Source organism: Xanthomonas sp. 1678 (genome assembly GCF_031455575.1).
GTDB lineage: Bacteria > Pseudomonadota > Gammaproteobacteria > Xanthomonadales > Xanthomonadaceae > Xanthomonas_A.
Map to the genome: position 1 here is coordinate 16238 of NZ_JAVDSZ010000010.1, position 11715 is coordinate 27952.

The 11715-nt window shown below is 70.4% G+C and carries 13 protein-coding genes; 12 read left to right on the forward strand and 1 reads right to left on the reverse strand.

Features of this window, described 5'->3' with window-relative positions; translation table 11 throughout:
• The first annotated feature begins 28 nt into the window (after window positions 1-28).
• Together J2Y70_RS16870 and J2Y70_RS16875 are read left to right on the forward strand one after the other, a co-directional pair.
• Window positions 29-1327: a PLP-dependent aminotransferase family protein gene (locus J2Y70_RS16870; protein WP_309920054.1), complete on the forward strand. Its 1299-nt coding sequence runs from the start codon at window positions 29-31 to the stop codon at window positions 1325-1327.
• A 14-nt stretch (window positions 1328-1341) separates the two neighbouring features.
• Window positions 1342-1803: a toxin-activating lysine-acyltransferase gene (locus tag J2Y70_RS16875; protein ID WP_309920058.1), complete on the forward strand. Its 462-nt coding sequence runs from the start codon at window positions 1342-1344 to the stop codon at window positions 1801-1803.
• A gap of 69 nt (window positions 1804-1872) precedes the next feature.
• Here J2Y70_RS16875 and J2Y70_RS16880 read toward each other — a convergent pair whose 3' ends face one another.
• Window positions 1873-2214, reverse strand: a complete 342-nt coding sequence (locus tag J2Y70_RS16880) for an iron-sulfur cluster assembly accessory protein (protein WP_309920060.1) — start codon at window positions 2212-2214, stop codon at window positions 1873-1875.
• A gap of 142 nt (window positions 2215-2356) precedes the next feature.
• On the opposite strand from J2Y70_RS16880, the gene asnS reads away from it, so the two are divergent.
• The 10 genes from asnS to J2Y70_RS16930 all read left to right on the forward strand — a co-directional run bounded on the left by asnS (window position 2357) and on the right by J2Y70_RS16930 (window position 11659).
• Entirely contained in the window at window positions 2357-3757 is a 1401-nt protein-coding gene (asnS, locus tag J2Y70_RS16885; RefSeq protein WP_309920063.1) for an asparagine--tRNA ligase, read from the forward strand.
• Complete coding sequence (locus J2Y70_RS16890) at window positions 3714-4139, forward strand: ADP-ribosylation/crystallin J1 (RefSeq protein ID WP_309920065.1); 426 nt, start codon at window positions 3714-3716, stop codon at window positions 4137-4139. The genes asnS and J2Y70_RS16890 overlap by 44 nt, the downstream gene beginning before the upstream one ends.
• The gene (locus tag J2Y70_RS16895) at window positions 4136-4441 is read left to right on the forward strand and encodes a hypothetical protein (RefSeq protein WP_263394726.1); all 306 of its coding nucleotides are present in this window, start codon (window positions 4136-4138) and stop codon (window positions 4439-4441) included. The genes J2Y70_RS16890 and J2Y70_RS16895 overlap by 4 nt, the downstream gene beginning before the upstream one ends.
• Entirely contained in the window at window positions 4438-4752 is a 315-nt protein-coding gene (locus J2Y70_RS16900) for a hypothetical protein (RefSeq protein WP_309920069.1), read from the forward strand. Before J2Y70_RS16895 ends, J2Y70_RS16900 begins: the two co-directional genes overlap by 4 nt.
• A 7-nt stretch (window positions 4753-4759) precedes the next feature.
• Entirely contained in the window at window positions 4760-5383 is a 624-nt protein-coding gene (locus tag J2Y70_RS16905) for an FMN-binding negative transcriptional regulator (RefSeq protein WP_309920072.1), read from the forward strand.
• A gap of 158 nt (window positions 5384-5541) precedes the next feature.
• Window positions 5542-6204 carry a carbonate dehydratase gene (can, locus tag J2Y70_RS16910; protein ID WP_263394729.1) on the forward strand — a complete coding sequence of 221 codons (663 nt, stop codon included), beginning with the start codon at window positions 5542-5544 and terminating at the stop codon, window positions 6202-6204.
• A gap of 45 nt (window positions 6205-6249) precedes the next feature.
• Window positions 6250-6774 carry a 3-hydroxyanthranilate 3,4-dioxygenase gene (locus tag J2Y70_RS16915; RefSeq protein WP_309920075.1) on the forward strand — a complete coding sequence of 175 codons (525 nt, stop codon included), beginning with the start codon at window positions 6250-6252 and terminating at the stop codon, window positions 6772-6774.
• A 33-nt stretch (window positions 6775-6807) separates the two neighbouring features.
• On the forward strand, window positions 6808-8943 hold the full coding sequence (locus J2Y70_RS16920) for an FUSC family protein (protein ID WP_309920078.1): 2136 nt from the start codon (window positions 6808-6810) through the stop codon (window positions 8941-8943).
• A 30-nt stretch (window positions 8944-8973) separates the two neighbouring features.
• A complete protein-coding gene (gene kynU, locus J2Y70_RS16925; protein WP_309920081.1) occupies window positions 8974-10245 on the forward strand; it encodes a kynureninase in 1272 nt (423 codons plus the stop codon).
• A gap of 49 nt (window positions 10246-10294) precedes the next feature.
• A complete protein-coding gene (locus J2Y70_RS16930) occupies window positions 10295-11659 on the forward strand; it encodes an NAD(P)/FAD-dependent oxidoreductase (RefSeq protein ID WP_309920084.1) in 1365 nt (454 codons plus the stop codon).
• The last annotated feature ends 56 nt before the right edge of the window (window positions 11660-11715 follow it).

Here is an 11715-nt window from a genome sequence, read left to right on the forward strand (position 1 = left end):
GGCCAGATACGTTCCTGCCGAGACCACGATGACCGTTGCCCTGCCCCTGTCCGGACTGCACCCATCCATCACCGACCCGGTGTTGCGCTCGATCAGCCTGCTCAACGAGATCATGGGCCGCTACCCGGAGGCGATCTCCTTCGCGCCCGGCGCTCCGCATCCGCAGTTCTTCGACGACATCGACATCGAGCGCCACGTGCAGCGCTACAGTCGCCACCTACGGGAGACGCGGCATCTGAGCGAGGCGCAGATCCGCCAGTTGCTGTTCCAGTACGGGCCCAGCCAGGGACTCATCAACGACCTGCTGGCGCAGGCCTTGCGCAACGACGAAGGCATCGACGTCGCCGCCGCGGACATCGTGGTCACCGTCGGTTGCCAGGAAGCGCTGCTGCTCGCGCTGCGTGCGCTGTGCCCTTCGCGCAACGATGTCCTGGCCATCACCAACCCCAGCTTCGTCGGCATCACCGGTGCCGCCAGGCTGCTCGGCATCGAGACCGTCGCGATCGCCGAGAACGAGGACGGCATCGACCTGGAGGCGCTGCAGCACGAATGCACGCGGCTGCGCGGGGAGCAACGGCGCATCGCCGCGCTCTACGTCGCGCCGGATTTCTCCAACCCGTCGGGCACTGTGATGGGCCTGGAGGCCCGCCACGCCCTCCTGCAGGCGGCGCAGGCGCACGACCTGCTGCTGCTGGAGGACAACGCCTACGGGTTCACGTCGCCGGGCGAACAGGCCCTGCCGACGCTGAAGGCGCTGGACCGGGATCGGCGCGTCCTGTATTTCGGCACCTGCGCCAAGATCTGTTTTCCCGGCGCGCGGGTGGGCTACGTGGTGGCGGACCAGCCCGTCGCCGGCGGCGGCCGCGAGGTACCGAACCTAGCCGCGGCCCTGACCCTGCTCAAGAACATGGTGACGGTCAACACCTCTCCGGTATGCCAGTTCATCGTCGGCGGCATGCTGCTGGAGTCGGGCCTGTCGCTGCGGCGCCTGTCCGCGGTCAAGGCGGCGTTGTACCAGCGCAACATGGCACTGCTGCAGGCCGCATTGCGCCGTCATCTGGGCGCGTCGCGCACGCCCTGCCCCTGGAACGGGCCGACCGGGGGCTTCTTCATGCGCATTGACACCGCGCGGGAAGTGACCGAAGCGCTGCTGCAGCGGTCGGGCGAGGACTACGGCGTACTGTGGATGCCGATGCGCTACTTCTACCTGGACCGTAGCGGCGACCGGCAGATCCGGCTGTCGTGCAGCTACCTGAACCCGGACCAGATCGAAACCGGGGTCGCGCGGCTGGCGCGGTTCCTGGATGAACAGCAACTGCTGCCCTGAGCCAGGTACGCCCGATGAAACCGCTCGTCGTCAAACCCGCAAGCATGGACGAATTCCCCGCGGTCGTCGGTCTCGCCGCCCTGGTGATGGCGGAGGTGCCGGCACTGGGCAGGCGCGACATCGCCTATTTCCGCGACTGGGTGATCCCGGCGATCCGCCACGGCCAACTGGGGCTGTTCTTCGATCCGGCGACCCATCGCCCGGTTGGGCTGGCCACCTGGGCCTATCTGGCGCCGGACGTGGAGGCGCGGATCCTGGCGGCCGACCCCGCGCCGCTCCACGACAGCGAATGGAAGGAAGGCGGCAACGTGTGGGTCATCGACCTGGTGTCGCCGTTCGGCGCGGCCCGCTCGATCGGCCGCTGCCTGCGCGAACAGTTGTTCCCGGACGTCGCGCGGCTGCACTGGCGCGGTCATATGTCCAGGCGCGCGGCGCAGCCGATCGCGCAGGTCTGGACGCGGGCGGCCCCAGTCTAGGCGGGATCGGCTGCTGCCACGACGGTCGCGGCAGCGCGCCCGGCCGGCCGTACGCCCGTGGCGGCGCGTTCAGCCCGCGTGCTCGGCGGCGGTGGTGAAGCTCTCGCCGCAGCCGCATTCGGCGGTGGCGTTGGGGTTGCGGAAGATGAAGGTCTCGCCCAGGCCCTGCTTGGCGAAGTCGATCTCGGTGCCGTCGACCAGCGGCAGGCTGGCGGCGTCGACGTAGATGCGCACCCCGTCCTGCTCGAACACCGCATCGTCCGAATGCGCCTCGCGCGCCAGGTCGGTGACGTGGCCCCAGCCGGAGCAGCCGGTCTTGGCGACGCCGAAGCGCAGGCCCAGCGCGCCAGGGGTCTGGGCGACGAAGCGCTGCACGCGCTCGAAGGCGGCAGGAGTGAGGTGGATGGCCATGGCGTAACGACTCCGGGAACAGCGAACGGTCATTATAGGGAGGAAGCGCTGCGGCGGATGCGCGCCACGCCTCGCAAGCGCCGCGGTTCAGCCAGTACACTTGCCCGTTCCATATCGAGTCGCTACGGCGGGGATTCAAGTCATGACGGTGGTAAGCGTTGAGCATGCGCTGGCCGGGAAGATCCCGGCGGGCGGCGAAGTGACGGTACGCGGCTGGGTCCGCACCCGGCGCGATTCCAAGGCGGGGCTGTCCTTCGTCAACGTCAGCGACGGCTCGTGCTTCGCGCCGATCCAGGTGGTGGCGCCGGCCGAGCTGCCCAACTACGAGTCGGAAGTGAAGCGGCTGACCGCCGGCTGCGCGGTGATCGCGCGCGGGCGCCTGGTCGCCTCGCAGGGCCAGGGCCAGAGCTTCGAGATCCAGGCCGAGGGCATCGAGGTGGTGGGCTGGGTCGAGGATCCGGAGACCTACCCGATCCAGCCAAAGGCGCACTCGCTGGAATTCCTGCGCGAAGTGGCGCACCTGCGCCCGCGCACCAACCTGTTCGGCGCGGTCACCCGCATCCGCAACTGCCTGGCGCAGGCGGTGCACCGCTATTTCCACCACAACGGCTACAACTGGATCAGCACCCCGATCATCACCACCTCCGACGCCGAAGGCGCCGGACAGATGTTCCGCGTGTCGACCCTGGACCTGGCCAACCTGCCGCGCGACGGCAAGGGCCAGGTCGATTTCAGCCGCGACTTCTTCGGCAAGGAAACCTTCCTGACCGTGTCCGGCCAGCTCAACGTCGAGGCCTACTGCCTGGCGCTGAGCAAGGTCTACACCTTCGGCCCGACCTTCCGCGCCGAGAACAGCCACACCACCCGGCACCTGGCCGAGTTCTGGATGATCGAGCCGGAGATCGCCTTCGCCGACCTGGCCGAGGACGCGCGGGTCGCCGAGGATTTCCTCAAGTACCTGTTCCGCGCGGTACTGGAAGAACGCGGCGACGACCTGGCGTTCATCGCCGAGCGCGTGGACAAGACCGCGATCAGCAAGCTGGAAGCGTTCATCAACTCGCCGTTCGAGCGCATCGAATACAGCGATGCGATCGCGCTGCTGCAGAAGTCCGGGCACAAGTTCGAGTTCCCGGTGGAATGGGGCCTGGACCTGCAGACCGAGCACGAGCGCTGGCTGACCGAACAGCACGTCGGCCGCCCGGTGGTGGTGACCAACTACCCCGAGCACATCAAGGCCTTCTACATGCGCCTGAACGACGACGGCAAGACCGTCGCGGCGATGGACGTGCTGGCCCCGGGCATCGGCGAGATCATCGGCGGCAGCCAGCGCGAGGAGCGCCTGGACGTGCTGGACACGCGCATGGTGCAGTTCGGCCTGGACCCGCAGCACTACGGCTGGTACCGCGACTTCCGCCGCTACGGCACGGTGCCGCACGCCGGCTTCGGCCTGGGCTTCGAGCGCCTGGTGGTCTACATCTGCGGGCTGAGCAACATCCGCGATGCCATCCCCTACCCGCGCGCGCCGGGCAGCGCCGAGTTCTGAGGCGATGACCGACGCCGCCGCCACGGTGACCATGTATCGGCCGCTGGGACCGGAGGAGTTCGCGCTGGTGCGCGACTCCGGGTTCCGACGCTGGCCGCCGCGCTTGCCCGAGCAGCCGATCTTCTATCCGGTGACCAACCAGCGCTACGCCGAAGAGATCGCCGGGCGCTGGAACGTCAAGGACAGCGGCGTCGGCTACGTGGCGCGGTTCGCAGTGCGCGCGGCGTTCCTGGCGCCGTATCCGATCCAGAAGGTGGGCGGCGCGCAGCACACCGAATGGTGGATCCCGGCGGAGGCGCTGGATGCGCTGAACGACAACATCGTCGGCCCCATCGAAATCGTCGCACGCTTCGATGCGCCGCTTGAGGAGACCTCGCCATGATCCTGTTCTTCGCGCTGTGCTTCGTCGGCGTGGCGATCGCCGGCTTCAGCGCGTTCGTGATCTTCTGGCCGCTGACCCTGGTGCATATCCGCGACCGGCATCCGCCGCTGGTGGCCGCGTTCGGCCCCGGCGCCTTCCTCAAGCCGGTGGCGCTGGGCTGGCTGCTGGCGCGGCGCTACCGCCCGCTCGGCGACCGCTCGCTGTCCGGGCTGGCGACGCCGGCCTGGCTGTCGCTGCTGACCATCTTCTTCGGCCTGGGCATGGCCGCCCTGCTCTGGCTGCTTTCCGTGGTGACTTCATGACTTCAGACGCTTCCGCCGCCGACCGCTGGTACCTGGCCAGCCTCGGCCGCATCCTGGTGTGGGCACGCCTGCGCGTGCGCGAGGCCGGCACCGCCGAGGTGCTGGACAGCGACGGCAACACGCTCAGCTACGACAGCGAGGACACCGCGCAGGCGGCCCTGTTCGACGCAGAATTCGTCGCTTACGACGGCCTGGACGAGGACGATGCGCTGGCGCGCGGCTTTTCGCTGAGTGAAGTGTCGCCGCCGCAGGCCGACGACGACGCGGCGCTGCGCGGGCGCATGACCCAGACCCTGGGCGCGCGCGTCTGAGCCGCCGATGCACATCCCGCCGGCGTTCGCCGAAACCGACCTGCAGGCGCTCGACGCGCTGATCGCGCGCGATCCGTTCGTCACCCTGGTCACCGTCGCCGACGGCCTGCCCTGCGCCACGCCGCTGCCGGTGCTGTACCGGCGCGACGGCGCGCGCATCGTGATCGAAGGCCATTGGGCGCGCGCCAATCCGCAGTCGCGGCATGCCGGCCCGGCGCTGCTGATCGTGCACGGCCCGCAGGCCTACGTGTCGCCGGGCTGGTATCCGGACAAGGAGGCGATGGCGCGCGTGCCGACCTGGAACTACGCCATCGCGCAGCTGCACGGCCAGTTGCAGGTCAGCGACGACGAAGCGCTACTGGCCGACATCGTGGCGCGGCTCAGCGAGCGCCACGAGCAGGCGATCGGCAGCGACTGGCGCTACGAGCCGCACAACGACGCGCACCGGCGCCAGTTGCGCGGCATCGTCGGCTTCCGCTTCGAACCCGAGCGGGTCGAGCTGAAATTCAAGCTCAGCCAGAACCACCCGGCCGCGAACGTGGCGGCGGTGAGCGAGGCCTTGCAGGCGCAGGCCGATCCTGGCGCGCAGGCGGTGGCCGCGTTGATGCGCGAGCGCCTGCAGCGACGCTGACCGCATCTGTCGCCGCGCGCGCTGACGCGCCGCTCGGCCCCGACGCAACATACGCCGGCGTGTGTACGCACCGTCGCCGCGCGCCGATGAACCGCCCTATGCCCGCTGCGGCCGCGCCGCGCCCATGCGCGCGCCGGCTTCTGGGATAATGCGTCGCTATGAGCAAAATCGATCAGCTGCTGCACAACAACCGCGCCTGGTCCGAGCGCATCAATCGCGAGGACCCGGATTTCTTCAGCCGCCTGTCCAAGCAGCAGACGCCGCAATACCTGTGGATCGGCTGCTCCGATTCGCGGGTGCCGGCCAACCAGATCATCGACATGGCGCCGGGCGAGGTGTTCGTCCACCGCAACATCGCCAACGTGGTCGTGCATACCGACCTCAACTGCCTGTCGGTGATCCAGTTCGCGGTCGAGGTGCTGAAGGTGCGGCACATCCTGGTGGTCGGCCACTACGGCTGCGGCGGCGTGCATGCCGGACTGACCCGCGCGCGCCTGGGCCTGGTCGACAACTGGATCCGCCATGTCACCGACGTGGCCGAAAAGCACGAGGGCTGCCTGCAGCAGGCCGGCGACCTGAGCCTGCAGCATGCGCGCCTGTGCGAGCTCAACGTGCTCGAGCAGGTGGTCAACGTCAGCCGCACCTCGATCGTGCGCGACGCCTGGAGTGCCGGCCAGGAACTGACCGTGCACGGCTGGGTCTACAGCCTGCGCGACGGCCGCGTGCACGACCTGGGCATGGAACTGGAGCGCATCGAGGACCTGGCGCCGCGCTACGATGCGGCGCTGGCGCGGATCTGCCAGGATCGCGAGGATCGCTGATCCGGCGCCGGCGCCCGCACCGACGCGACCACCCAAGGACACCGCATGCTCCCCGCCCCGCTGAACCTGCACGCCTGGATCGAAGAACACCGTCACCTGCTGAAGCCGCCGGTGGGCAACAAGTGCATCTACGCCGGCGAGTTCATCGTGATGGCGGTCGGCGGGCCGAACGCGCGCTCGGACTTCCACTACGACGAAGGCCCGGAGTGGTTCTACCAGCTCGAAGGCGAGATGGTGCTGAGGATCCAGGAAGACGGCGCGGTGCGCGAGATCCCGATCCGCGCCGGCGAGACCTTCCTGCTGCCGCCGAAGGTACCGCATTCGCCGCAGCGGCTGCCCGATTCGGTGGGCCTGGTGATCGAGCGCCGCCGCCTGCCGCACGAGAACGACGGCCTGCAGTGGTACTGCGAACACTGCAATCACCTGTTGTACGAAGAATACTTCCCGCTGCGCAATATCGAGACCGATTTCCCGCCGGTGTTCGCGCGCTTCTACGCCTCCGAGGCGCTGCGCACCTGCGGCCGTTGCGGACAAGTGCACCCAGTGCCGGCGCCCGCCGCCGCGCCGTGAGCGCGCCCTCGCCGACCATCGCGCCGGGCCGCGATGCTGCATAGCCTGATCGCGCTGAAGCCGCGCGACGTCCCGCTCCGCGTCGCCCTGCGCAACACCTTCGCGGTGGTCGCTCCGCTCGCCGTGGGCGTGGCCAGCGGCCATGACGCGCTCGGCCTGGCGATGGCCACCGGCGCGCTGAACACCATGTTCTCCGATCAGCCCGGGCCGTACCGGGCGCGCATGCAGCGCATGCTGATGGCGGCGCTGGCGGCCGGCGGCGCCGCGCTGCTGGGCATGCTGATCGGCGCGCATACCCCGGCGCTGGCGCTGGCGGCGCTGCTGCTGGGCCTGGGCGGCGGCCTGCTGGTGGCGCTGGGCCCGGTCGCGGCGCGGGTCGGGCTGACCAGCATGATCCTGCTGGTGGTCAGCGCCGACGTGCGCCTGCCGGCGGCGCAGAGCGTCGGCGTGGCCACGCTGATCTTCGCCGGCGGCGTGCTGCAGATGCTGATGGCGCTGGCGGCGTGGCCGCTGCAGCGCTACCGCCCGGAGCGTTTCGCGCTGGCCGAGCTGATGCGGCAGCTGGCCGGCATCGCCCGCCAGCGGCCGAGCGCGACGCTGGCGCCGCCGGCCACCGAGGCGGTGCTTGAGGCGATGGTGATGCTGCACGGCGAGCATCGCTCGCGCGGGCTGGCGGTGCAGTCGTTCCGGATCATCGCCGAACTGTGCGAACGCGCGCGGCTGGAACTGCTGACCCTGGCCGATCTGCACGGGCGCCTGGACGAGGCGGCGCAGGCGCGGCTGCCGATCGAGCGGGTGCTGGAGCGCAGTGCGGTGGTGCTGGACCAACTCGCCTACGCGCTGGACAACGCCGAGGACCCGGCCGCGGCCGAGGCCTCGATGACCGGCTTCGACGACCTGGTCGAGGCCTTGGCGCAGGTCCAGACGCAGGCGCAGGACACCCGCGAGCGGCGCCTGCTGCGCATCGCCGTGGCCCGCGCGCAGGGCCTGGGCGGGCAGCTGCGCGCGCTGGTGCGCAACGGCCACTGGGCCAGCAGCCGCGGCGAGATCCAGGCCGAGCTGGCCGAGGCGCGGCTGCCGGCGGCGCTGCGCCCGCTGGCGCCGCTGCAGACCCTGCGCGCCAACCTGGGCTTCTCCTCGGTCGCGTTCCGGCATGCGCTGCGCTGCGGCGTGTGCCTGAGCCTGGCGGTGCTGTTCGCGCGCTGGCAGGCGATCCCGCACGGCTACTGGATCCCGATGACCACCGCGATCGTGCTCAAGCCGGATTTCGGCGGCACCCTCAGTTTCGGCGCGCTGCGCGTGGCCGGCACCTTCGTCGGGCTGGTGCTGGCCACCGTGCTGGCCCACTTCACGATGGACGGCGCGGTGGTGCGGCTGTTGTTGCTGACCGTGTTCTGCCTGGGCTTCCGCCTGCTGACTCAGGTCAACTACGGCCTTGGCGTGGCCTCGCTGACCGGCATGCTGGTGCTGCTGCTGTCGTTCGAGGGCATGGCCCCGGGCGAAGCGATCGGCGAGCGCATCCAGGCCACCGTGCTCGGCAGCGCGCTGGCGCTGGTCGCCTACGCGCTGTGGCCGACCTGGGAGCGGCGGCATATCCGCGCCACCCTGGCGCAGCTGCTGCTGGCCTATCGCGACCACCTCGCCGCGCTGCTCGAGGGCCGCCTGCAGGCGCTGCCGGAGACCCGCGCCGCGTCGCGCACCGCGCGCACCAACGTGCAGGCCTCGATCGAGCGCCTGCGCGGCGAGCCGCGGCGCAAGCGCAACCTGCGCGAACTGACCCTGGCCGAGTCGGTGCTGGCCAACGGCAACCGCCTGATCCGCGCCTCGCTGGCGCTGGAGGCGGTGCTGCGCGACAGTCCGGCGCTGCCGCCGCTGCCGGAACTGCAGCAGTTCCAGCGCCAGGCGCACGCAGCGCTGAGCCAACTGGCCGAGAGCCTGGGCAGCGGCACCGCGCCGGCCCAGGCCAGCTTGCGCAATGACGAACGGCGCCTGGCCGAGGCGCTGGCCGCGCGCCAGGCCGACGCCGCCGACGCCGCGGCGCTGTCCGCGCTGGCCGATACCAGCGACCGCGTCGCCGACAGCGTCGGCACCCTCACCCACCTGTTGCGCAGCGCCATGCTGCCGGCCGCCGTCGCAGCCGCCGACGAAGCGCCGCAGCGCGACCGGTAGACTGTGCCCTCGTCCCGTCACCCGCCGCCGATGAACGACCTCCTGACCCGCACCCACGCCACCGCGCTCGACGCCGCCGACCCGCTGCGCGAACTGCGCCGCGAATTCCTGTTCCCGCAACACCAGGGCACCGATCAGGCCTACTTCGTCGGCAACTCGCTGGGCCTGCAGCCGCGCGGCGCCCGCGCCGCGGTGCAGGAGGTGCTGGACAAATGGTCGACGCTGGCGGTGGAAGGCCACTTCACCGGCGACACGCAGTGGATGACCTACCACGAGCTGCTGGCCGCGCCGCTGGCGCAACTGGTCGGCGCACTGCCGCACGAAGTGGTGGCGATGAACACGCTGACGGTGAACCTGCACCTGTTGATGGTCAGCTTCTACCGGCCCACCCGCGAACGCCCGGCGATCCTGATCGAGGCCGGCGCGTTCCCGTCCGACCAGCATGCGCTGGCCTCGCAGATCCGCTTCCACGGCTTCGATCCGGCCACCGAGCTGATCGAAGTGCAGCCCGATAGCGACGACGGCATCGTGTCGATGGCCGCGATCGAACGCGCCATCGCCGAACACGGCCCGCGCCTGGCGCTGGTGCTGTGGCCGGGCGTGCAATACCGCACCGGGCAGGCCTTCGACCTGGACGCGGTGACGCGGCTGGCGCGCGCGGCCGGCGCCGCGATCGGCTTCGATCTCGCCCACGCGGTCGGCAACCTGCCGCTGACCCTGCACGACACCGCGCCCGACTTCGCGGTGTGGTGCCACTACAAATACCTCAACGCCGGACCCGGCGCGGTCGCCGGCGCCTTCGTGCACGAACGCCACGGCCATGGCGACACGCCGCGTTTCGCCGGCTGGTGGGGCCACGACAAGCGCACCCGCTTCCAGATGGGGCCGCAGTTCGTCGCCGCGCCCGGCGCCGACGGCTGGCAGCTGAGCAATCCGCCGATCCTGAGCATGGCGCCGCTGCGCGCCTCGCTGGAACTGTTCGAACGCGCCGGGCTGCCGGCGCTGCGGCGCAAGTCGCTGCAGCTCACCGGCTACCTGGACACGCTGATCCGTGCGCGCCTGGCCGAGACCCTGCAGATCCTCACCCCGGCCGACCCGGCACAGCGCGGCTGCCAGTTGTCGCTGCGCGTGGCCGGCGGCCGCGAGCAGGGCCGTGCGTTGTTCGAGTACCTGCAATCGGTCGGCGTGCTCGGCGACTGGCGCGAGCCGGACGTGATCCGGATCAGCCCGGTTCCGCTGTACACCCGCTACCGCGACGTCTACCGCTTCGTCGAGGAAGTGGAAACCTGGGCCGGCGTCTGAGCCGCCTCCTCCTGCGCGGCCACCGCCGCGCGTCTTGCCGGACTTTTCCTTGAGCGACTCCCCTCGCAGCATCACCCTGATCGGCGCCGGCCTGGCCGGCTCCCTGCTCGCCATCCTGCTCTCGCGCCAGGGCTGGCGCGTCACCGTCTACGAACGCCGCGGCGACCCGCGCGTGCAGGACTACGAACGCGGCCGTTCGATCAACCTGGCCCTGGCCGAGCGCGGTCTGCATGCGCTGCGCCAGGGCGGCGCCGATGCCGCGGTGATGGCCAAGGCGGTGATGATGCGCGGGCGCATGGTGCATTTCGCCGACGGCCGCCAGCAGTTGCAGCGCTACGGCCGCGACGACAGCGAGGTGATCTGGTCGGTGCACCGCAACGACCTCAACATCACCCTGCTGCAGCTGGCCGAACAGGCCGGCGCGCAGATCCATTTCTACCGGCGCCTGCACACGGTGGACTTCGACGCCGGCTACGCGCGCTTCATCGACGACCGCGACGACCAGCCGCACGACATCCGCTTCCACAGCATGATCGGCGCCGACGGCGCCGGCTCGGCGCTGCGCGCGGCGATGCAGCGCAAGGCGCCGATGGCCGAGCACACCGAGTTCCTGGACCATTCGTACAAGGAACTGGAAATCCCGCCCAACGCCGACGGCAGCTTCCGCATCGAGGCCAACGCGCTGCACATCTGGCCGCGCGGCCACTACATGTGCATCGCCCTGCCCAACGACGAAGGCACCTTCACCGTCACCCTGTTCCTGCCCAACACCGGCGAACCGAGCTTCGCCACCACCCGCAACGGCGCCGAAGCGCTGGCCTTGTTCGCGCGCGACTTCCCCGATGCGCTGCCGCTGATGCCGCAACTGGCCGAGCACTGGGAGCAGCACCCGCCGGGCCTGCTCGGCACGCTGCGGCTGGAGCGCTGGCACCTGGACGGGCGCGCGGTGCTGCTCGGCGACGCCGCGCACGCGATGGTGCCGTTCCATGGCCAGGGCATGAACTGCGCGTTCGAGGATTGCGTGGCGCTGGCCGCGCACCTGCAGCGCGAACCGGACCTGGGCCGTGCCTATGCGGCGTTCGAGGCCGAGCGCAAACCCAACGCCAGCGCGATCCAGCAGATGGCGCTGGAGAACTACATCGAGATGCGCGACCGCGTCGGCGATGCCGGCTTCCTGCTGCAGCGCGAACTGGAGCAGGCGCTGCAGGAGCGCCACCCGACCCGCTTCGTGCCGCACTACACGATGGTCACCTTCCTGCGCACGCCGTACGCGCTGGCGCTGCGGCGCAGCGAGATCCAGCGCGACATCCTGGTGCAGGCCACGCAGGGCCACCGCGACCTGTCGCGGATCGATTGGGCCTGGCTGCAGCGGATCGTGCACGAACGCCTGGCGCCGCTGGAAGGCGCGCATTGAGCCGATCTTGGCTTACCCTGTAGGAGCGGCTCTTGTCCCCTTTTCGGGATTAGCCG